Raw genomic sequence first — 19,595 nt, 5'->3', positions numbered from 1 at the left:
CCCAGCAGCCAATGTCGACGGATTCTAGCAGGGTTTTATAGATCGTCAACGCTAGAAAATTCGAAAGTCATAACAAAATGTAATTAAAGAAACCCCCGAAATCGCCGAAAACTATGCGCCACGCGTGATTCAAGGCTGTTTTGAAAACGCTTTCAAGCCAGCGATCGCACCCCTTGACGGTACAATCGCAGGCCATCGACGCCGCCCGCCGGCGTACCGGCAGGCCTGCTCAACGTGCCGCCCATCGGGCGAGCCGAACCGTAATGCTATGAAATACAAAGACTTGCGCGATTTCATCGGTCGCTTGGAGACTGCGGGCGAACTCCGTCGCGTCTCGCAAAACGTCTCGCCCGTACTCGAAATGACTGAGCTTTGCGACCGCTCGCTGCGCGCAGGCGGCCCCGCGCTGCTGTTCGAAGCGCCCACCGGCTACGCTTTTCCTGTGCTCGGCAACCTGTTCGGCACAACGCGCCGCATCGCGCTCGGCATGGGTATCGACGATACCGCGGCCGCGAGCGACGGCGCCGCGCTCGAATCGCTGCGCGATGTCGGCCGGCTGCTCTCGGCCCTCAAGGAACCGGAGCCGCCGAAGGGCCTGAAAGACGCCGGCAAACTGTTATCGCTGGCTAAGGCGGTCTGGGACATGGCGCCCAAGACAGTTGGCGCACCGGCGTGCCAGGAAATCGTTTGGGAAGGAGACGATGTCGATCTCGCCAAGCTGCCCATTCAGACCTGCTGGCCCGGCGATGTGGCGCCGCTCGTCACCTGGGGCCTCACGGTAACACGCGGCCCCAACAAGACGCGCCAGAACCTCGGTATCTATCGGCAGCAGTTGATCGGCCGCAACAAGCTCATCATGCGCTGGCTCGCTCATCGCGGTGGCGCGCTGGACTTCCGCGAGTTCGCATTGAAGCACCCGGGCCAGCCCTACCCCGTCGCGGTCGTGCTCGGCGCGGACCCGGCGACCATCCTTGGTGCGGTCACGCCCGTGCCCGATACGCTCTCCGAATACCAGTTCGCCGGGCTGTTGCGCGGTGCTCGCACCGAGCTCGCCAAATGCCTGACACCGGGCGTCGAGACGCTCCAGGTTCCCGCGCGGGCGGAAATCGTGTTGGAAGGCTTCATTTACCCGCAAGCCAAGCCACAAGCGAACGCCGCCGAGTCGGTACCGCCGTCCGGCGCCCCGCCGCGACCCGCCGGTGGAGCGACGGCGAGCTACGAGCATGCACTCGAAGGCCCGTACGGCGACCATACCGGCTATTACAACGAGCAGGAGTGGTTTCCGGTCTTCACGGTCGAGCGCATCACGATGCGGCGCGACGCGCTCTACCATTCGACCTACACCGGCAAGCCGCCTGACGAGCCGGCTATGCTCGGCGTCGCGCTCAACGAAGTGTTCGTCCCGCTGCTGCAAAAGCAGTTCGCGGAGATCACCGACTTCTATTTGCCGCCCGAAGGGTGCAGCTATCGCATGGCGATCGTGCAAATGAAAAAGAGTTACGCGGGGCATGCCAAGCGCGTCATGTTCGGGGTGTGGAGCTTCTTGCGGCAGTTCATGTATACGAAGTTCATCGTCGTGGTTGATGAAGACGTGAACGTGCGCGACTGGAAGGAAGTGATCTGGGCGATTACCACGCGCGTCGATCCGGCGCGCGACACGGTCCTCGTCGAACGCACACCGATCGACTATCTCGATTTCGCGTCGCCCGTTGCGGGGCTCGGCTCGAAGATGGGCATCGACGCAACCAACAAGTGGCCTGGCGAGACCGATCGCGAATGGGGCCGGCCGATTGCAATGGACCCGGCTGTCAAAACGCGCGTCGATGCGTTATGGGAGCAGCTCGGACTCGGCCGTTAGCACAGGAGCGCGCGCTTATGAACACTCGTGGATCAGCATCCACTATTGCCGCGACTGTCTACCGCGGCCCTGCCGTCGAAAACACGCACCGCGCGCACATTGCCGTCGTCGACGCGGCGGGCCGGCTCGTGTATGCGTTCGACGATCCGTATCGGCCAACGCTGCCTTGCTCGGCCGTGAAGCCCGTGCAGGCGCTCGCAGTCGTGGAGACCGGCGCACTCGAGCGCTTTGGCTTCGACGACGCCGATCTCGCACTCATGTGCGCGTCGCACAACAGCGAGGAGATGCACCTTGAACGCGCGCGTGCCATGCTGGCCAAGGCCAGGCTGAGCGAAGCCGACCTGCGCTGCGGCGGTCATCCGCCGATTTCGGAGGAAGTCGAGCGGACGTGGATCAAGCGAGACTTCACACCGACGCCGATTTGCAGCAACTGTTCCGGCAAGCATGTCGGCATGCTGGCAGCGGCCCGCGCGATGGGCGCCGATACCCTCGGCTACGAGCATGACGCGCATCCGCTGCAGCAGCGCGTCAAGTCGACGCTTGCCCAATTGACAGCGCTGCGCGAAGACGAGATTCAGTGGGGGACCGACGGCTGCAATCTCCCGACGCCAAGCTTCGCGCTCGATCGGCTCGCGCGCATCTTTGCGAAGCTGGCCGAGGCCGGCGCATCCGGTGCGGAGCTAGCGGGCTCCGCTGACCCAGCACAAGCGCCTACACGGCACGCCGCGCTCGCGCGCATTTACCGTGCGATGACGACGCATAGCGACCTCGTCGCCGGCAAGGGGCGCTTTTGCACGGCGTTGATGAATGCATTCGACGCAACCGTGGTGGGAAAGATCGGCGCCGAAGCCAGCTACGGGCTAGGCATACGTGCGGACGCACACCGCGTCGATGGCGTAACAGGCGCACTCGGAATCGCCGTCAAGATCGAGGATGGTGCGAGCGGCATTCTGACCGCGGTCGTCGTTGAACTGCTCCATCAGCTCGAAATCGGCACGGCCGCCCAGCGTGCGCGGCTCGATGCCTATCGTGCGCCGCCTGTGAAAAACACGGTCGGCATTGAAGTCGGCCGCGTCGAGCTTTCGATCGCGCTGCAACGCCTTGCCGGCTTAGCCGGCTCACTTATTTCATTGGCACGAACGAATTCGCATGCACTCGGCGTCGACGCTCTCGAATGGCTTTTTTCTTTCGCTCTCGCTATGTCTCGACATTGGGCTCGTCAATGTCGCCATGCTCTCGACCACCCTCAAGCACGGGTTCCGGCCAGGTTTCTGGCTTGGGCTCGGCTCCTGTTTCGGGGACCTTGCATACGCCGCGCTGGCGCTGGCCGGCATGACTGCGTTGCTGCGCTTCGATGCGGTTCGCTGGATTGTCTGGATAGGCGGAGCAGCTATGCTGCTGTATCTCACCTGCAAGATGATGCGGGAAGCGTGCGTTACATCGGCCGCGTCGCTAGCGCGCGATGAAAAGGGCGATGCCGGTTCGAGCGCCCTCCCGCCGCCGAATGTCCCGCGCGCATTCATGCGCGGCGTGCTACTGGCGATTTCATCGCCGTCCGCGATCATCTGGTTCGCTGCAGTAGGCGGCGCGCTGATCGCCCGCGCGGGAGCCGCCGACGCTCGCGCGGCTTCGGTGTTTCTCGGCGGGTTCTTCATGGGCGGGCTGAGTTGGACACTCGCGTTGTGCGCGGTTGCAAGCCATGGCCGCAAACGAGCCAACGCACGTCTGATGCGCGCATGCCACGTCGTTTCCGCGGCGCTTTTCGCTTTTCTGGCGTATAGCGTCATCGTCGATGGCTATCGCGACCTGATCGCTCACGCATGAAAACGGCGCAACGCGGCTCGAAGCCTGCGTTGCGCCGTCGTAAAGTACGTCAGCGAATTAGCGATTCAATCGATCAATATCCGTAGCCCCACGGACGGCCGTAGTAGCCGTGACGATGGTGGTGCCACGGGCGTCCATAGTAGCCGCCACCCACATACGCACCGGGCGGCGGCCCATAGACCACGGGGCCGGGCGAATAATAAACGGGCGGCGGCGCGTAGTACACCGGCGGGGGCGCCGCATAGACCGGATAGGCGGGCACGCCAATGCCCACGCCGATGGATACCTCTGCTTGCGCCGTCGCGGCGAACCCCGCGCCAAGTGCAGCCACGGCAATTAACGAGACGAGCTTTTTCATTTCTATTCCCCTAGCGGTGTTTGCATGCGCGCCGACGATTGACGCCGCATGGACCGCTGCAAACTACATCGCAAATGTATCGAAAAAGTATCGTGCCAGCCGTGTGCATTTGTTGCAAATTGCAATTGTTGTCGGCGGCAGCGGCGGAAAATCAGGGCGACTCAATGCTTCGCCCTGCACGCGCCGCCCGGTTTTACCGTTCAGCAGACGCGCTGCGGCGCCAGATTGGTAATGTTTGATTACAAATCGACGAAATGCGGCGCGGCCATCTTGCGTCGGCCGCAGGACACGCGCGGAGAAAATGCCGCCGTTGCGAATCGCGTCAGCCAACCTTCACATACGTGAATTCGCGGGTGATGCAGGGCGGCACATAAGCTTCGCCGATCTTGACGCGCGGCGTCAGGCGTTTTTTCTGATCCCACCAGAGACGACGCTGCGACCGGCTCAAAAACCGCAGATGCTTGCGATAGGCAAAGACGTTCATCATCATGACTTCCTCCACATGGCGTCGACACAGGCGTCTGGTGAGTCTGGCGACCATGCGAGGCTCACCGCTTCGCATGACACTGAAATGCTCCGACCCCCGCATTTGCTTTATACGACTCCCGATTCAAATCGACGAAAATCAGCACGAACCCCTGTTGCGCAACAGCTGCAGGTCCGTATATAGAGGCCTCGGTGCACGTTCGCGCCTCGATGCGCGATACTGCGGGTCGTTTCGCCTCGCCGTTCCCATCGCCCAACTTTTACTGCCAACCGATCATGCCGTTCTCACTTGCTCCCCGGCTCGGCTTTATCGGCGCCGGCCGGCTCGCACGCTGTTTGGCGCTCGGCTTTTCCCGAGCCGGTTATCCCGTTACCGCTGTCGCGAACCGATCATTCGCCGCGGCGCAGGCGTTGGCCGCCTCGCTCGACCGATGCCAGGCTGTTGCCGACCTGCAACAGGTCGTCGAAAGCGCCGACATCGTCTTTTTAGCGGTTCCGGATGACAGTATCGGTACGATCGCGAACACATTGCGGTTCGACGCGGCTACCGCACGCGGCGCGCGCAAGGCGCTCGTGCACTGCAGTGGGGCAACCGGCATCGAGGTGCTTGCGCCGGCCGCGTCGCAAGGCGCTTTCACGGGCGGGTTCCATCCGCTTTACCTGTTCAGCGGCGGGGCAGCGGATCTCGAACGGATCGCCGGATGCTCGATCACGATTGATGCGCCGAAACCCGAACTCGGCGAGGCACTCAAAACGCTGGCGCGCACGCTTTCGTGCCATCCGCTTACGATCCCGTCGGGCGAGCGCATGCTTTACCATGGCGCCGCGCATTACGCGGCGAGCTTTGCGCTGTGCGCGCTGGCCGAGGCGGTCGAACTGTGGCGCACCCTTGGCCTTGCCGAGGAAGACACGTTGCGCGCGCTGCTGCCAATGCTTGCCGGCACGATCGAGACCGCACGCGAAAAGGGGTTGGCGGCTGCGCTGGCCGGCCCGGTCTCGCGCGGTGACGCCGCACTGCTCGACAAGCAGCTCGCCCGCTTCACAGCGTTGGGGGGCGATCACGCCACGCTTTACGCGTTGCTGACGCGCCGGGCCGTGGCGCTCGCAAGACGCCGCGCTCCGCCATCTGCCGCGCCCGAGACCATCGACGCGATAGAAGCCGCCGTCGAGCGCACGCTTGCCCGCTCGCTTCATGAAGTGCAAGCCGTCAGTAAGCCGTGATATGGTGACGACCGGCATTAGCATGCCATCCGGCCGGGGAAGGCTGCTCGCTTCTATCACGCCGGCGGTGCCTGGCACCCTCCGAAAAACCTAAGAAAGAAAGGACCTAAGATGTTCGGCGATATCGCCCGCTTCCTACTCAACACCGTATTTACGCTGTTCGGCGCCGCGCTGTTGCTGCGCGCCTGGATGCTCGCGGTGCGCATGCCGCCGTACAACCCTGTGTCGAATGCGGTGATGCAGGCCACCAACTGGCTCGTGCTGCCGTTGCGACACGTGTTCAAGAGCGCACGCCGCGTCGATTCTGCAAGCCTCGTTGCAGCGGTGCTTGCAGCGATCGTCTATGTTGTGCTGATGGTGTCGATCGCAGGCGTCGATCCATTGGCGCTGGCGCCCACCATTGCCATCGTCGCGCTGCTGACTGTCATCAAGTGGGCGTTGAACCTGATTATCTGGCTGACGATTTTGATGGCGCTGCTCTCGTGGCTCAACCCGCGCTCGCCCGCCATGCCGATTCTCTACCAGTTGACCGCACCGTTTCTCGATCCGCTGCGGCGCATTTTGCCGACCTTCGGCGGCATCGATCTCTCGCCGATTCTGCTCTTCGTCATCGTCCAGGTGCTGTTGATGGTCGTCACGCGCGTGGCCGTGTCCCTCACCTTGTTCGGCATTTAGGTACAGCTGGAAGGGGGCACGATGGCGCGAGCCCTGCCCTCGTCTCGCGTTCCAGGTCTTACGTCCTACGTCTTACGCGTCGCCACCAATTACGCCGAAGCGCGCCGGAATGACCGCATAGACGGCGCGTGCCTTTTCCTTCGACACGCGTTCGATCAACTGCTGGGCCTCGGCTTCCGTGACGATGAATTCGATCTCGATGGTCAGCGACCCTTGCAGTTCGAAGAAGCGGTCCTCATGCAATACCCGATGTGCGCCAAAGCCCGCCATCGCGCGAAACGCCGAACCACCCGAGATCCCCATCCGGTTCGCCTCGTCGAGCAGCCACTCCCAGAGCGGCTTCCAATGCAGCCGATGACGTTCGTGAACGTAAAAGCGCAAAAGCACGTATTCGTCCATCAATCTCTCCCGCCAGATGCCGTCGTAACCGCCACAGCCGCCACGTACCGCGGCGGCAGGCCTATTATCACGCGGCGTTCATGCCGCGTAAAACCAGGCGCGCACTCCACATACCCATGCCGGTCAGCGCGAACGAACCCAGCATATGCATGCTTGCCGAAACGAGCGCCCACGCGAATTCGCCTTGTACGATCAGTGTGACGACCTCTGCCGAAAAGGTCGAGAACGTCGTCAGGCCGCCCATGAAACCGGTAATGACGAATAACCGCCATTCGGGCGGCACGCCGGCCTTCACCGCGAAAAAAACGATAGCTACGCCGATCAGATAAGCGCCGATCAGGTTCGCCGCGAGCGTGCCGAGCGGCACCATCGGGAACATGGCGTTGAGCCCGAGGCTCAAGCCCCAGCGCATCAGCGCGCCCAGGCCGGCGCCGATAAAGATGGAAAGCAGGGTATAAATCAACGTCCGTTCCTGGTTCAAGTCGTGGCGGTAACCCACCCGGGGCGACGAGGCGATACTCTATGCGCTTGCCCCACGCGAGGCAACTACACAGCGTGCTGAGCGGCGCCGGATTTGCGTTACTTCCCGGGCGCCAAGACCCAGCGAGCGCAAAAACGCCGCATGCGCCGTCGGGTTTTGCGCCTCGAATTCGGCATGCCATTGCCACATCTCATCCTCCCCAAAGCCGGCACGGCGCAGCAGCGCGACCCAGTCGTCCTTGTTGCGCAAACCACTGGTGCGACGCAGCGCCGGCTCGGCGAGCAACGTCGCCACGCTCTTTTGGCTGCGGCGCAGGCGGGCAACCTGCGCGTTGAGCTCGACAAGGTGCGATTCGAGGACGCGCGCGGCTTCCCCTTTGCGATGCACCAACGCATCGCGAATCGCCGCGAGCGGCAGGCCTGCTGCGCGATAGGCGCAAATGGCGTTCAAGCGTTCGCGCTCCGCTTCGCCGTAGAGCCGGTAACCGGCTGCGCTTCGGCCCGCCGGCGCCAGCAGCCCCAACGTTTCGTAATGAAGTAAGGACGAGCGCGCGAGTCCGGCGCCGCGCGCAAGTTGTCCAAGCGTAAAGCGCGTCATGCGGGCAATGGAAGTCGGTCAGGTGGAATGAACTTATACCGCGCTTCGGGGCACGCGATCAATTCCGCCGAGTAGTGGCGGGCAAGCACCGCCTTGCAGTCGAACAGCAACGCCGGGGTGCGCGCGAGAAACGCCTCCCACGGCACAGTGCGATCTGCAGCACCGTGCGATGCGGCTAGCCGGACCAACGCTTCGGTCAGCGTCCGGTTAAAGCGCGCCTCGGCGCCCAGATGCGCCGCAAATCGCGCAATGCCCACGCAAGTGCACTCGATTGCTTCGTCGAGCGACAAGCGTTGCAGATAGATCCAGGTAATGCGCAGATGGTTGAGATGATTGAATGCGTCCGGTGGCAACGAGCAAGCGCAAAAGGCTTGGACGAACGCGTCATCGCTCAGTTCTAGCGTGGGTTCCATGCGATATCTCCCTTGGTTGTGACGAGACCGGGAAGCAGCATGAAGGTGTCTATTGTAGTCAGGTCAAGTGCAACAAGCGCCTCAAGCAGCCGGCGCATTAACGTCATCAATCTATTATTGACCTCTAGGTACAATATGGTGCTACTATCCGATTCATGAGTAGAACTAAGCAATTCGATCCCGCTACCGCTGTCGAACAAGCGATGATGCTTTTTTGGCGCAAAGGCTATGCGTCGACAACGCCGCAAGAATTGTCGGATGAGCTCGGCATCGGAAAAGGCAGTCTTTATCACGCGTTCGAGAGCAAGCGCGGCTTGTTCGGGCTTTCATTGCAGCGATATGCAGATGCGCGGCTTGAAGGACTCGCCACGTGTTTGCAGCAATCGGGGCCGGTGAAGGAGCGGCTTCGTCAGGTGCTGCGCAAGCTGATTTCGGGCCGCGGCGGCTCGCCAGTGCGCGGCTGCCTAGCCGTCAATACCGCCGTGGAATTGGGCGATACCGATGCAAGCGCGTGCGAGGCTGTTAGGTCGATCTTCGCTGGCATGGAAAAGTTGTTTGCGCGTGCGATCGAAGAAGGCCAGCGGCTTGGCGAAATTGACAGCAGTAAAGACGCCGTGCAACTCGCGAGTTTGCTGCTGGGTTCGGTGCTCGGGTTGCAGGTGCTGAGCCGCGCAGCCGATTCGCCAGCGCGTATGCGTCGTATTGTCGACGCGCTGATCGATCTGTTATAGCGCGTTGGCTTACCGCATAGCGTGTCGTGCCGACGCGGTTTAACGATGTCTCGCGAGAACGGAGCCTCGTAATGGAAAACGCTCAACCACATTCATCTTTGGCCACGCTCGCGGCCAACAAGCAAACTGTGCTCGACTTTTACGAGCGGATGCTGAGCGGGTCCGACATCGAGGCCGCGACGGCCTACCTCGGCCCCGAGTACATCCAACACAATCCGACGATCGAGGACGGTGTCGATGGGTTCGTCGGCTTCGTGCGCCAACTCAAGGAGCGATTTCCGCAGGTGCGCAGCGAGATCAAGCGCGTTTTCGCCGACGGCGACTTCGTCGTGTTGCATGTCCATGCCAAACGCGAACCTGACGAGCCGGGGCTTGCCATCATCGATATCTTTCGGCTCGCACACGGCAAGATCGTCGAGCACTGGGACGTGCGCCAGCCCGTGCCCGAACACTCGGCGAACAATAACGGAATGTTTTAAGCGCACGGTTCGTCGTTATCGGCGACGGGCTTTAGTGATGGCCGGCATCACAGCCTTCTTGGACTCCGGGGCACGGCCGTGTCGCCCTTCGAACCAATCGCGTTCTCGCGACAACCCCTCGCCTACCACATCGAAGAATGCTCTGACTCGCGCCGTACCTTTCAAATCAGCGTGAGCGACGATCCATAACTCGCCTTCGAGTTCGGATACAGGGTTCGCCATGGCGCGCACGACATCGGGCTCGCCGTCGCCCAGATAGCACGGCAATAGCGCGAGCCCAACGCCCGCTCGCGCCGCAACGAACTGATTGACGAGACTGTTGGTCCGGTACACGAATGCATCGGCCGCCGCAGCTTGCGCCAGCCATTCGGCTGCTTGGATGCCCGACGCCGCGTACTCCCATCCGATCAGCGCATGCGCTCCTAGCTCGGCGAGGCTCGACAGCGGCCCGCCGTTCGATTGGAGATACGACGGCGCCGCGTAGAACGCCCATGCCACGTTTGCCAGCCGGCGCCCCCACAAATCACCCTCTTTCGGCCGCACCGGCCGCAATGCGATGTCGGCTTCGCGGCGCGACAGATTGAGCACGCGATTGTCGACGGCCAGTTCCACCACGATGCCGGGATGAGCCTCGCGCAGTGCCGCAAGATGCCGAGTGAGCCGGCTGTACGCAATCGTCTCCGACGACGTGATGCGCAGCCTGCCGCATAACCGCCGGTCACGCCCGTTCAGATCGCGATCCATCGCGAGCGCTTCGTCCTCCATGCGCTCCGCGCCGGACGCCATGCGCGCGCCTGCTTCCGTCGGCTGGTACACGCCACCGGCCAGCCGTTCGAAAAGCCGCACGCCAAGCCGCGTCTCGAGCGCCTTCAAGCGGCGAAACGCGGTGGAGTGGTCGACGCCGAGCGCTTCGGCCGCGGCGCTGAGGCTGCTTGCGCGCTGCACGGCGAGTACCAGGCGGAGGTCGTTCCAATCGTTCATTCGACGACGATAATCGGTTCATTGCAAAAACGCAAATACAAATGGACATACCGCAATGGACTTTGCATTTGAGCATGACTTAACCTGCGAGCACTCCATCCACGCAACACGCAACACCAATCAACTTTCTTTAAGAGGCATGACCATGAAGCTCTACTACGCCACCGGCACCTGTTCGCTGTCGCCGCATATCGTTGCGATGGAGGCAGGCATCGCGCTGACCCTCGAGCGTGTCGATATCGGCAAGACGCCGCACGTCACCGCTTCCGGCGTCGACTTCTCCCGCGTGAACCCGAATGGCTATGTGCCGGCGCTCGAACTCGATGACGGCAGCGTCCTCACAGAGGGCGTCGCGATTGCGCAGTATCTCGCAGACCTCGCGCCCGCAAGCAGCCTGGCGCCGCCGGCCGGAACCATCGCACGCGTGCAGTTGCAGACGTGGCTCAACTTCATCGCCACGGAGCTTCACAAGATGTACAGCCCGTGGTTGTTTCATCCGGAATACGGCGTAGAGGCGCAGGCCGCGGCGCGCGCGAAAATCGCCGAGCGGCTCGCTTTCGTCGAAACCCACCTTGGCACTTGCGGGTCGTTTATCTTGGGCGAGCATTTCACCGTCGCCGACGCTTATCTGTTCACCATCACGAGCTGGTCGCCGTTTGCGGGCGTCGATCTGTCCGGGTTCCCGCATCTGCGCGCATACCTCGCTCGGATTGCGGCACGCCCTGCCGTGCGGCAGGCAATGCAGGCCGAAGGAATGAAGGTGGCGGCATGACGGCCGTTGCGTCGAATGCGCCGACATTCGTGCTGGTGAGCCACGCGCTGTGCCCCTATGTTCAGCGAGCCGCCATTACGCTTGCTGAAAAGGGGATCGCAGTCGAACGGCGCTATATCGATCTTGCCGATAAGCCCGCTTGGTTTTGCGCGGTGTCACCGCTTGGCAAAGTGCCATTGCTGATCGTGCAACGCGGTGAGGGCGGCGATTCGGTCATCTTCGAGAGCATGGTCATCTGCGAATATCTCGAAGACTTGCGAATCGGTGCAGCGTTGCATCCGGTCGATCCGCTCGAGCGCGCGTTGCATCGGAGTTGGATCGAGTTCGGCTCGTCGATACTTGCCGATCTTTGGCATTTCGAAACGGCTACCGATGCCAACGTCTATGAGACGAAGCGTCAGGCACTTTCGCGGAAATTCGAACGCATTGAAGCTGAGCTCGGGGATGGGCCGTTTTTTTCGGGCGAACGGTTCAGTTTCGTTGATGTTGTTTACGCACCGATCTTTCGCTATTTCGACGTGTTCGATGCGCTAGTCGATACGCGGATCTTCGCCGGCAAACCGAAGGTGATGGCATGGCGAAGCGCGCTCTCGCGACGGCCCAGCGTGGACAAAGCCGTGTTGCCAGACTATGGCGACCGGCTGCGCGTTTTCCTTCGGGAACACGATGCATATTTGCTTAGGATGACTAACCATTCGGAGTTGAGGCCCCTATGAGCCAGCAAGTCGCCTGGATCGGTTTGATTGTGTCGGGGCTGATCGACGTTGCTTGGGCAGTCTCGATGAAATATGCGCAGGGATATACGCGGCCCGGATGGACGATGCTGTCGCTGCTATTGTTGGCAGCGTTTGTCTATCTGCTCGGGCGTGTGCTGGCCGTGCTGCCCGTTGGATCAGCCTATGCGGTGTGGACGGGTATTGGAGCAGCGGGAACGTTTCTGCTTGGTGTCGCGCTTTTCGACGAGCCGGCGAGCGCGGTCCGGCTAGGCGGTGTCGCGCTCGTCGTTGCGGGGATCGTTACTTTAAAATTGGCGCCGGGGCCGTAATCCCCCGTTTTTAACGAGGTTCGAAGTGCTGGCGCAGATTCAGAACAAGGATGCCGAGTCGGTCAAGTGGCGGTTGCACCTCAAAGCGGCCGTTGGTCCGTTGCCGCGCTGAACGGCGGCAACGCGTCGCGTGCTGCCGATCATCGACAATCCGTCCTACGGACACACAATCAGCGACGAGGTAACGTGAAACTGGCGAGTCACATCTTCTTACTGAAGAGAGCGTCGTATTTGTGCTTGCTATGACGGCGGTGGGCGAGCTCATCGGTAAACTTGTTGTCCAGGAACCACTGAACAACGCATCGCCATTGATGCGTCGAGCCAACGCCAATCATTCGATATGACTTCCCGGAATCATTCCTGACATCGATCCGCATGCGTGGAAGCGTCGTCCACATGCGGACGGTTTTAATCGAGAGTCCCAGAACAAGTTCCCTATCGAACGTCGCGAGACTTGCTCCTGTTACGAGACGACTTTCCATTCCGGATACCTTTCGCAGTTGATGATTTGGTCAGTGCTAATGGCCCGACCGAGCGTGTGCAACCTCATGTCTTGATACGAGTGATTGCCCCTTTAGGGGCGCCCACGCAGCAGATACGTTTGCGCTTCCGACCCTCGATTCGCTCTCGAGCGCGCGAGTAAGGTTCTCGGCCACAAAGTTTGTCAGAGGGATAAGCGCGACTATACTTCAATTGTCTTACGAGATGGATCCAATCTACGGGCGAATCCCGGCCGTAACACATGCGCAGCCCGACGCATGAGGCGCTCCAGTAGGCGGCGATGCATTGAACCCTAGGTCGCACCCTAAGTTGCCGCAAGCTGGAGCAACCTGAAACGGCACCCGAGGGTCGGCTTGTTGCAGCAGCAACCGATAACGGGATCGGGATTGCGGGGAGAACCTGGCATGCGTTTTCAATCGGGGCTTCATCACGAACCGGGGCGGTCTTGGTCTTACATGGAACCGCACTGGCCGCCAAGGGGGACACGACCCGGCAGACGCACGGCAACTGCCTCAGCCGGCGCGTGGCATTTATCCAGGAACCACCACCACTGGGCCGGTGAAAGGCATCACGCGACCGAGCAGATCGACATAGTCAATCGCCGTCTGCCGGCCCGTGAAACCGCACTCACCACAGCCCAGGCATCCTGTTTCGGCGGGGTTCCAGCCTCTCGCGAAGCGTTTCAGATCGATTCCGCGTATCAGGGCCAGGAAGCGGTGGAACGGGTCGCGCACGCGCTGGGAGAGAACAAACCCTATGCGACGGCCTTCATCGACATGCATATGCTGCGCGGCCGGGACAGCCTTCGGGCCATCGAGCGACTCTGGCAAGTGGACCCGCGGTTGCAATTCGCGCTGCGCAGCTCGCATTCCGATCACCCCTGGGAGACGTTGACCAAGCGCCTCAGCGCAGACCACCGCGTGCTCATTCTCAAGAAGCCGTTGGACAACGCTGAGATCCGCCAGGCCGCCTGCGCGCTAACCACGCAGAGGCAGATGACCAAAGAGGCGGCCTTCAAGACAAGCCTGGAAGCGGCTGTCGAGGAGAGAACCAAAGCGCTGGCTGAGGCCAACCTCATCATCCAGAACAGTCCAGTCATCCTTTACCGTCTGCGTGGCGAGCCTCCGTTTCCGCTCATTTACATATCGCATGACATCACCAGGTTCGGCCACGACCGCGCTGCGTTGCTGGCCTCGCCTTCGTGGGTCAATGAGCTTGTCGATCCGGATGACCAGGCCAAGGTCGATGCGGCACTGGCGCGCATACTGGAAAAGGACGTCAACGGCGTCTCGATCGAGATCCGCTTGCGCACTGGCGATGGCGCTTGCCGTTGTGTCCAGAATCGCTACGTCCCGGTGCGCGACAAGAATGGACGACTAATCGAAGTTGAAGGGATCGTCATCGACATTACCGAGCGCAAGGCAGCGGAGGAAAAGATCGCGCGGTTCGTTCGCACCGATGCGCTCACGGGTTTGGCGAATCGGGCCAGCTTCCTCGCGCGGCTGTGCCAGGCTTTTGCTGCAGCCCAACACGGCAGCACACCGTTTGCGATCCTCCTTGTCGATCTCGACCACTTCAAGCCGGTCAATGACAGATTGGGTTACCCAATCGGCGACCTGCTGCTTCGAGAAGTGGCCGAGCGTCTCAGGAACTGCACGCGCGAAAACGACCTGATTGCCCGGCTGGGCGGCGACGCGTTTGCCGTGCTGCAGGGCGAAATGGACGAGCCGGCGAACGCCGCGGTACTGGCTGCGAAACTCCAAGCGGCGCTGGCGTCACCCTATCTGCTCAATGGCAACGATGTGGGTATCTCGGTGAGCATTGGCATCTGTCCGTATGTCCAGAGCGACAGGGATGTGGACGCCATGTTGGCGAAGGCCGATTTAGCGCTCCTCCGTGCGAAGCACAAGGGTGGCAACCGGTATCACTTTCATTCTGACGAACTCGACCGGGAGGTGCTCGAACGTGTCGCACTCGCCGAGGACTTGAGGGGAGCGATTGATCACGGCGAGTTGGAACTCCAGTACCAGCCCGAGGTCGAGTTGTCCTCCGGAAACATCTTGGGGATGGAAGGGCTGGTTCGCTGGCATCATCCGACGCGAGGCCTCGTTGCCCCCGGGGTTTTTATTCCGATCGCCGAAAGGGACGGCACCATGGCCGCGCTTGGGCACTGGGTGCTCGACCAGGCGTGCCGGCAAATGAGAGCATGGCGCGATGAGGGCGTAGCCCCGCTGATGATCGCAATCAATCTGTCTCTGTTCGAACTCAAAAACGCTCAAGCATTCGCGCGCGATGTCACTGAAACCGCCGCGAAGTGGTGTCTCGCCCCCTCCGATCTGGAGTTCGACGTGACTGAGGCTACGCTGGCCAGACTGGCGTGGGCACACACCGACGTACTAGCGCAGCTACATCAACTCGGCGCGAAGATCGCCATCGACGATTTTGGTAGCGTGTTCGCGTCATTTGACTATATCAAGGCTTATCGCGTGAACCATCTCAAGATCGCCCGATCCCTCGTCCAACGGTCCACCAGCGATCCCGAGAGTGCGGCAACGATCCGTGCCATCGTCACCTTGGCGCACAACATCGGGATTGGGGTCATTGCCCAGGGCGTGGAGACCGAGCAGCAGCATGCATTGCTGGCTGCGACGAATCGGGCGACGAACGCGCAAGGCTTCCGTTTCAGCGAAGCGGTGGGGGCTGCTCGAGCCAGCGAGCTCCTGCGCCAAGGCCACATCGCGCCCGAAAGCACGCTCCCGTAGCAGATCGAGGGCGCCAAAGCCCACTGGCTGGTTCGGCCCGGCACTGGGTTTAAATGGGACAACGGCCAAGCGCTTTACGGGAGCGGCACAACTTTAATTTCGTTCAACGAAAGGCTTCGTCGCCCCGCCCTTCGTGTGTTCGCCCCTGGCGCAAACTCAGCGAAGCATGAACGACATAGCGGAAAGACAATTGAGCATCCGCACCAACGACTGCATGCTGTGCGCGCCGAAAGTCAGTGTGCTGCCGTCGATCCGCCGCATTTCCGGCCACTGGCAAAACAAATCCGCTTGGCCTGGCGTCTGCGTCGTCAGCTCGCACGCCAATGGCCCTTCGATCGTGAACGGCCGCAAGTCCGGCACGTTGGACACCGCGGCTTTAGCCGCCGCTTCGATCAGCGCACACGTGCGCGACGGCGCGAGGCTCGTGCACACGGCGTTCCCGTATGCGCGCTTGGTTTCGACGCCGATCGCGCCTGGAAAAGCGGGCGCCGTTTCAGCGAGAAAAACGTCGTCGCCCGACATCATCGCCACGGGCACGCCAAACTCTCCTGCGAGCGCTCCGTATAGACCGGCCTCCCCCAGTTCGGCGCCGTTCACCCGCACGGTCCTGAACGCAAAGCTGTTGATCGTGTGCGCGAGTACGCCGGCGGTCTGGGAACGCGCGTGATAGCCGACCAGATAGACCGCGTCGCAGTTTTGCTCGACGCCCGCCATCATGCCGAGATAACGCGGCTTGCCGGTGATCGTCTGCGCGCGCGCATCGAGCCTGTCGAGCAGAAGATTACGAAAACCGCCGTGCGAATCGTTGACGAGGACCTCGGTCGCGCCGCCGGCGAACGCGCCGCGGATCGCCGAATTGGCCTCGTCGGTCATCCACGCTCTCGCGTGCTCGTACTCAGGGTTGCCGCTGCGCGTCTGCTCGGCGTGGGTGACGCCGGCCACGCCCTCGATGTCGGTGGAGATCAGTATCTTCAATGTGATTGCCCTGTTGAATGGGCGAGCGCCAGCAGGTTCCGCCAGTTCGGCACCGCATCCGCTATTGCCTCGCGCCGATGACCCGCTCGCCCCGTGACAGTCGCGGCACGCCATAGCGCATGGACGATGGCCTGCTCGACAGCTTCCGCGCATGCGTCGAACAGCGGATCCAACATCGATTCATGCACCATCCGCACGGCGGGCATCGGCTCACTCGCAAGATGCGGGACCTGCCAAGCCGAGCTGAACGCGAGCCCGATGTCGCCGCTTCCGTGGCCATACACCGAACCCGTGCGTGCGAGCCCGGCCGCCGAGCGCTTCGCCACGCGCTCCAGTTGCCGCACATCGAGCGGCGCATCCGTCGCGACGATCATGATGATCGAGCCTTTATCCGGCTCGGCCTGTTCGCTATCCGCCTTCGTCCGGTTTTCGACGACGCGGCGCCCGAGCGGTTGTCCAGCCACCGTCAGGTTCTCGACGCGCCCGAAGTTGGCCAGCACGAGCGCGCCCAGCACATATCGTTGGCCGTCCGCCAAAGTCACGATGCGCGAGGCAGAGCCAATGCCTGCCTTGAAGCCGAACGCCGACATCCCCCGCCCCGCGCCCACGGAGCCTTGAGCGAACTCGGCCGTCGCCTCGCGGCAGGCTTTCGCATAGTGGTCGGCTGTGACGGCCATCGCCTGAATGTCGTTCAGATAACCGTCGTTGCACTCGAACACGAGTGGATTGACCGTCGGCCATTCGCGACCGATTTGCGGGTGGCGGCTAACAGCCTCGCGTATCTGCGCGGCGGCAACCGCGCCGACAGAAAACGTGTTCGTCAGCGCGATCGGCGTTTCGAGCACGCCCAGTTCCTGCAATTGCACGAGTCCGACGCTCTTGCCGAAGCCGTTGATGACCGCTGCGGCCGCCGGCACCTTTCGCACAAACGTGTCGCCGTCATGCGGCAGCACGACGGTCACCCCGGTTTGAACATCGCCGTCGTCGAGCGTCGCATGCCCAACCGACACGCCGGGCACGTCGCTGATGAGATCGAGAGGCCCCGACGGCAGAACACCGATCCGTGGAACCGATTCGCAAACGACCGCACCGGGTTGACGTATACACATGGGATACCTTGCGTTGAATACCGGACACCGGCTCGCGTCACCGGTCGAGTTTGGGGTCGAGCGCGTCGCGCAGGCCGTCGCCAAGCAGATTGAAAGCCAGCACGGTCAGAAAGATTGCCACCGCAGGAAAAATCGCCACATGCGGCGCGAGCATCATATCCGAGCGCGCATCGTTGAGCATGGCGCCCCACTCGGGCGTCGGCGGCTGCGCGCCCATGCCGAGAAACGACAGGCTCGCCGCGGTGATGATCGAGGTGCCGATACGCATCGTTCCGTAAACCACGATCGGCGAGATCGTGCCGGGCAGGATGTGCCGGAAGATAATCGTCCAGTCCGACGCACCGATGCTGCGCATCGCCTCGATGTAGAGCATGTGCTTGAGCGACAGCGTGCTCGCGCGCACGAGCCGCGCGAACGCCGGCACGCTGAATACCGCGACCGCGATGATCACGTTGACCATGCTCGAGCCCAGCACCGCTACCACGCCGATCGCGAGCAGAATGCCGGGGAATGCGAGCAGCACGTCCGATATCCGCATCGCGATGCGGTCCCACCAGCCTTCGTAGTAGCCTGCCAGCAAGCCCATGACCGTGCCGACGACCGCGCCCAGCGCCACGGAGACGAAGCCCGCCGCCAGCGAGATGCGCGAGCCCACGACGATGCGGCTGAACTCGTCGCGTCCTAGCGCATCGACGCCCATCCAATGCAGCCATGACGGACCAGCGTTCAGCGCGTCGTAGTCGAAGTAGTTTTCCGGATCGAACGGCACGAGCCACGGTGCGACGATCGCGACGAGCACGAGCAGCAGCACGAACACGCAGGCCCACATGGCGAGCTTCTGCTTGCGGAATTTGCGCGCGAACTCGCGCGCCGGTGTACGCACACGGCCCGCCGGTGCGACGTTCGCGCGCAACGCGGGGGCTTCGATTCGATTCATGGCAGCTCCCGTCACTGATAGTGGATGGTCGGATTGATCAATCCGTACAGCACATCTACGGCGATGTTGATCACGATGAACTCGACGGAAAACAAGAGAATCAACCCCTGGATCACCGGGTAGTCGCGCATGTTCACTGAATCCACGAGCAGGCTGCCCATACCCGGCCATGCGAACACCGCTTCGACGACGATCGAGCCGCCCAGTAGAAAACCGAATTGCAGGCCCATCATCGTCACGACCGGAATCAGCGCGTTGCGGAACGTGTGCTTGACGACCACGAACCACTCCGACAGCCCCTTGGCCCGCGCGGTACGCACGTAGTCTTCCTGCATCACCTCGACGAACGCAGCGCGCGTGAAACGCGCCATGACCGCGGCAACGCCGGCGCCGAGCGTGATCGACGGCAAGATGTAGTGCCGCCACGACCCCGCACCGATCGACGGCAGCCAACCGAGCTGAACCGAAAAGATCTGCATCAGCACCATGCCGAGCGCGAACGCGGGGAACGAGATGCCCGAGACTGCGAGCGTCATGCCGATCGCGTCCGGCGCGCGATTGCGCCAGACGGCCGACACGACGCCGACCACGAGCCCGAACACGACCGACCACACCATGCTGGTCAGCGTCAGGATGAACGTGGGTATGAAGCGCTCGGCGATCTCGCGCGACACCGGGCGCTTCGTACGCAGCGACTGGCCCAGATTGCCGTGCAGCGCGTGGTCGAAGTAGCGCACGAACTGTTCAGGCATTGGCAAGTCCAGCCCGAGCTGATGACGCACGAGCGTGACGGTCGCTTCGTCCGCCTCGGCGCCGGCGGCCAGCCGGGCTGGGTCGCCGGGCAATACGTGAACGAATAGGAACACCGCGACCGCGACGAACACCAGGGTCGGAACGGCGCCGAGGAGCCGCTTGACGATATAGACAAACATGGCAGGTCCGTGTTGACGAGCGCGAGCGGATGGTCCAGCCCGCGCTCTGATGCCGGATG

The 19,595-nt window shown here is 62.1% G+C and carries 21 protein-coding genes and 1 pseudogene; 11 read left to right on the top strand and 11 right to left on the bottom strand.

The features are described 5' to 3' along the window. The first annotated feature begins 268 nt into the window (after positions 1-268). The 3 genes and pseudogenes from ACSQ20_RS05040 to ACSQ20_RS05030 all read left to right on the top strand — a co-directional run bounded on the left by ACSQ20_RS05040 (position 269) and on the right by ACSQ20_RS05030 (position 3,682). On the top strand, positions 269-1,858 hold the full coding sequence (locus ACSQ20_RS05040; protein WP_436018027.1) for a UbiD family decarboxylase: 1,590 nt from the start codon (positions 269-271) through the stop codon (positions 1,856-1,858). Positions 1,859-1,875: 17 nt separating this feature from the next. Next, positions 1,876-2,952 (top strand): annotated as a pseudogene (locus tag ACSQ20_RS05035) (asparaginase); the annotation flags it as partial. 55 nt (positions 2,953-3,007) lie between these two features. Continuing rightward, on the top strand, positions 3,008-3,682 hold the full coding sequence (locus ACSQ20_RS05030) for a LysE family translocator (RefSeq protein WP_436018025.1): 675 nt from the start codon (positions 3,008-3,010) through the stop codon (positions 3,680-3,682). Between the two features lie 73 nt (positions 3,683-3,755). On the opposite strand, the gene ACSQ20_RS05025 is transcribed toward ACSQ20_RS05030, so the two are convergent. Both ACSQ20_RS05025 and ACSQ20_RS05020 read right to left on the bottom strand, forming a co-directional pair. Further along, positions 3,756-4,040, bottom strand: coding sequence for a hypothetical protein (locus tag ACSQ20_RS05025; protein ID WP_436018023.1), 285 nt, complete (start codon positions 4,038-4,040; stop codon positions 3,756-3,758). A gap of 322 nt (positions 4,041-4,362) precedes the next feature. Then, complete coding sequence (locus ACSQ20_RS05020; RefSeq protein ID WP_436023248.1) at positions 4,363-4,530, bottom strand: hypothetical protein; 168 nt, start codon at positions 4,528-4,530, stop codon at positions 4,363-4,365. Between the two features lie 272 nt (positions 4,531-4,802). Here ACSQ20_RS05020 and ACSQ20_RS05015 point away from each other — a divergent pair, with 272 nt between their 5' ends. Together ACSQ20_RS05015 and ACSQ20_RS05010 are read left to right on the top strand one after the other, a co-directional pair. Beyond that, positions 4,803-5,747 (top strand): Rossmann-like and DUF2520 domain-containing protein, encoded by a 945-nt coding sequence (locus ACSQ20_RS05015; RefSeq protein ID WP_436018021.1) that lies wholly within the window; start codon positions 4,803-4,805, stop codon positions 5,745-5,747. Between the two features lie 111 nt (positions 5,748-5,858). Further along, on the top strand, positions 5,859-6,422 hold the full coding sequence (locus ACSQ20_RS05010; protein ID WP_436018019.1) for a YggT family protein: 564 nt from the start codon (positions 5,859-5,861) through the stop codon (positions 6,420-6,422). A 72-nt stretch (positions 6,423-6,494) separates the two neighbouring features. Here the strand turns inward: ACSQ20_RS05010 and ACSQ20_RS05005 are convergent, their stop codons facing one another. The 4 genes from ACSQ20_RS05005 to ACSQ20_RS04990 form a co-directional block, all read right to left on the bottom strand. Continuing rightward, complete coding sequence (locus ACSQ20_RS05005; RefSeq protein WP_436018017.1) at positions 6,495-6,821, bottom strand: DUF190 domain-containing protein; 327 nt, start codon at positions 6,819-6,821, stop codon at positions 6,495-6,497. Positions 6,822-6,888: 67 nt separating this feature from the next. Then, a complete protein-coding gene (crcB, locus tag ACSQ20_RS05000) occupies positions 6,889-7,233 on the bottom strand; it encodes a fluoride efflux transporter CrcB (RefSeq protein WP_436022923.1) in 345 nt (114 codons plus the stop codon). Positions 7,234-7,341: 108 nt separating this feature from the next. Continuing rightward, positions 7,342-7,899: a MerR family transcriptional regulator gene (locus ACSQ20_RS04995; RefSeq protein ID WP_436018015.1), complete on the bottom strand. Its 558-nt coding sequence runs from the start codon at positions 7,897-7,899 to the stop codon at positions 7,342-7,344. Beyond that, positions 7,896-8,312 (bottom strand): hypothetical protein, encoded by a 417-nt coding sequence (locus tag ACSQ20_RS04990; protein WP_436018013.1) that lies wholly within the window; start codon positions 8,310-8,312, stop codon positions 7,896-7,898. Before ACSQ20_RS04990 ends, ACSQ20_RS04995 begins: the two co-directional genes overlap by 4 nt. Positions 8,313-8,467: 155 nt before the next feature. Here ACSQ20_RS04990 and ACSQ20_RS04985 point away from each other — a divergent pair, with 155 nt between their 5' ends. Together ACSQ20_RS04985 and ACSQ20_RS04980 are read left to right on the top strand one after the other, a co-directional pair. Further along, the gene (locus ACSQ20_RS04985; protein ID WP_436018011.1) at positions 8,468-9,043 is read left to right on the top strand and encodes a TetR/AcrR family transcriptional regulator; all 576 of its coding nucleotides are present in this window, start codon (positions 8,468-8,470) and stop codon (positions 9,041-9,043) included. A gap of 71 nt (positions 9,044-9,114) precedes the next feature. Next, positions 9,115-9,522, top strand: coding sequence for a nuclear transport factor 2 family protein (locus ACSQ20_RS04980; protein WP_436018009.1), 408 nt, complete (start codon positions 9,115-9,117; stop codon positions 9,520-9,522). A gap of 15 nt (positions 9,523-9,537) precedes the next feature. Here the strand turns inward: ACSQ20_RS04980 and ACSQ20_RS04975 are convergent, their stop codons facing one another. After that, positions 9,538-10,503, bottom strand: a complete 966-nt coding sequence (locus tag ACSQ20_RS04975) for a LysR family transcriptional regulator (protein WP_436018007.1) — start codon at positions 10,501-10,503, stop codon at positions 9,538-9,540. A gap of 145 nt (positions 10,504-10,648) precedes the next feature. Between ACSQ20_RS04975 and gstA the strand changes: the two genes are divergently transcribed. From gstA to ACSQ20_RS04955, 4 genes are all read left to right on the top strand, one after another. Next, complete coding sequence (gstA, locus tag ACSQ20_RS04970) at positions 10,649-11,275, top strand: glutathione transferase GstA (protein WP_436018005.1); 627 nt, start codon at positions 10,649-10,651, stop codon at positions 11,273-11,275. Next, on the top strand, positions 11,272-11,991 hold the full coding sequence (locus tag ACSQ20_RS04965) for a glutathione S-transferase family protein (RefSeq protein ID WP_436018003.1): 720 nt from the start codon (positions 11,272-11,274) through the stop codon (positions 11,989-11,991). The genes gstA and ACSQ20_RS04965 overlap by 4 nt, the downstream gene beginning before the upstream one ends. Further along, positions 11,988-12,320: a DMT family transporter gene (locus tag ACSQ20_RS04960; protein ID WP_436018001.1), complete on the top strand. Its 333-nt coding sequence runs from the start codon at positions 11,988-11,990 to the stop codon at positions 12,318-12,320. The genes ACSQ20_RS04965 and ACSQ20_RS04960 overlap by 4 nt, the downstream gene beginning before the upstream one ends. A gap of 956 nt (positions 12,321-13,276) precedes the next feature. Continuing rightward, a complete protein-coding gene (locus ACSQ20_RS04955; RefSeq protein ID WP_436017999.1) occupies positions 13,277-15,583 on the top strand; it encodes a putative bifunctional diguanylate cyclase/phosphodiesterase in 2,307 nt (768 codons plus the stop codon). Positions 15,584-15,739: 156 nt separating this feature from the next. Here ACSQ20_RS04955 and ACSQ20_RS04950 read toward each other — a convergent pair whose 3' ends face one another. The 4 genes from ACSQ20_RS04950 to gsiC are packed head-to-tail and all read right to left on the bottom strand — an operon-like array spanning position 15,740 to position 19,536. Beyond that, positions 15,740-16,558, bottom strand: coding sequence for a M55 family metallopeptidase (locus ACSQ20_RS04950; protein ID WP_436017997.1), 819 nt, complete (start codon positions 16,556-16,558; stop codon positions 15,740-15,742). After that, entirely contained in the window at positions 16,555-17,667 is a 1,113-nt protein-coding gene (locus ACSQ20_RS04945; protein ID WP_436017995.1) for a P1 family peptidase, read from the bottom strand. Before ACSQ20_RS04945 ends, ACSQ20_RS04950 begins: the two co-directional genes overlap by 4 nt. A 37-nt stretch (positions 17,668-17,704) precedes the next feature. Beyond that, complete coding sequence (gene gsiD, locus ACSQ20_RS04940) at positions 17,705-18,604, bottom strand: glutathione ABC transporter permease GsiD (protein WP_436017993.1); 900 nt, start codon at positions 18,602-18,604, stop codon at positions 17,705-17,707. 11 nt (positions 18,605-18,615) lie between these two features. Then, positions 18,616-19,536, bottom strand: a complete 921-nt coding sequence (gene gsiC / locus ACSQ20_RS04935; protein WP_436017991.1) for a glutathione ABC transporter permease GsiC — start codon at positions 19,534-19,536, stop codon at positions 18,616-18,618. Positions 19,537-19,595 lie beyond the last annotated feature (59 nt).

The sequence above is a fragment of the Trinickia sp. LjRoot230 genome, assembly GCF_964253315.1.
GTDB lineage: Bacteria > Pseudomonadota > Gammaproteobacteria > Burkholderiales > Burkholderiaceae > Trinickia.
Note: the sequence above shows the minus strand (reverse complement) of the source record. Positions and strands in the feature narration are given on the sequence as shown.

Excerpts from the sequence above, each read along its gene's own strand:
- ACSQ20_RS05040 (WP_436018027.1), top strand. The coding sequence starts at position 269 with ATGAAATACAAAGACTTGCGCGATTTCATCGGTCGCTTGGAGACTGCG.
- ACSQ20_RS05030 (WP_436018025.1), top strand. The coding sequence starts at position 3,008 with ATGCACTCGGCGTCGACGCTCTCGAATGGCTTTTTTCTTTCGCTCTCG.
- ACSQ20_RS05025 (WP_436018023.1), bottom strand. The coding sequence starts at position 4,040 with ATGAAAAAGCTCGTCTCGTTAATTGCCGTGGCTGCACTTGGCGCGGGG.
- ACSQ20_RS05020 (WP_436023248.1), bottom strand. The coding sequence starts at position 4,530 with ATGATGATGAACGTCTTTGCCTATCGCAAGCATCTGCGGTTTTTGAGC.
- ACSQ20_RS05015 (WP_436018021.1), top strand. The coding sequence starts at position 4,803 with ATGCCGTTCTCACTTGCTCCCCGGCTCGGCTTTATCGGCGCCGGCCGG.
- ACSQ20_RS05010 (WP_436018019.1), top strand. The coding sequence starts at position 5,859 with ATGTTCGGCGATATCGCCCGCTTCCTACTCAACACCGTATTTACGCTG.
- ACSQ20_RS05005 (WP_436018017.1), bottom strand. The coding sequence starts at position 6,821 with ATGGACGAATACGTGCTTTTGCGCTTTTACGTTCACGAACGTCATCGG.
- crcB (WP_436022923.1), bottom strand. The coding sequence starts at position 7,233 with ATGCGCTGGGGCTTGAGCCTCGGGCTCAACGCCATGTTCCCGATGGTG.
- ACSQ20_RS04995 (WP_436018015.1), bottom strand. The coding sequence starts at position 7,899 with ATGACGCGCTTTACGCTTGGACAACTTGCGCGCGGCGCCGGACTCGCG.
- ACSQ20_RS04990 (WP_436018013.1), bottom strand. The coding sequence starts at position 8,312 with ATGGAACCCACGCTAGAACTGAGCGATGACGCGTTCGTCCAAGCCTTT.
- ACSQ20_RS04985 (WP_436018011.1), top strand. The coding sequence starts at position 8,468 with ATGAGTAGAACTAAGCAATTCGATCCCGCTACCGCTGTCGAACAAGCG.
- ACSQ20_RS04980 (WP_436018009.1), top strand. The coding sequence starts at position 9,115 with ATGGAAAACGCTCAACCACATTCATCTTTGGCCACGCTCGCGGCCAAC.
- ACSQ20_RS04975 (WP_436018007.1), bottom strand. The coding sequence starts at position 10,503 with ATGAACGATTGGAACGACCTCCGCCTGGTACTCGCCGTGCAGCGCGCA.
- gstA (WP_436018005.1), top strand. The coding sequence starts at position 10,649 with ATGAAGCTCTACTACGCCACCGGCACCTGTTCGCTGTCGCCGCATATC.
- ACSQ20_RS04965 (WP_436018003.1), top strand. The coding sequence starts at position 11,272 with ATGACGGCCGTTGCGTCGAATGCGCCGACATTCGTGCTGGTGAGCCAC.
- ACSQ20_RS04960 (WP_436018001.1), top strand. The coding sequence starts at position 11,988 with ATGAGCCAGCAAGTCGCCTGGATCGGTTTGATTGTGTCGGGGCTGATC.
- ACSQ20_RS04955 (WP_436017999.1), top strand. The coding sequence starts at position 13,277 with ATGGAACCGCACTGGCCGCCAAGGGGGACACGACCCGGCAGACGCACG.
- ACSQ20_RS04945 (WP_436017995.1), bottom strand. The coding sequence starts at position 17,667 with ATGTGTATACGTCAACCCGGTGCGGTCGTTTGCGAATCGGTTCCACGG.
- gsiD (WP_436017993.1), bottom strand. The coding sequence starts at position 18,604 with ATGAATCGAATCGAAGCCCCCGCGTTGCGCGCGAACGTCGCACCGGCG.
- gsiC (WP_436017991.1), bottom strand. The coding sequence starts at position 19,536 with ATGTTTGTCTATATCGTCAAGCGGCTCCTCGGCGCCGTTCCGACCCTG.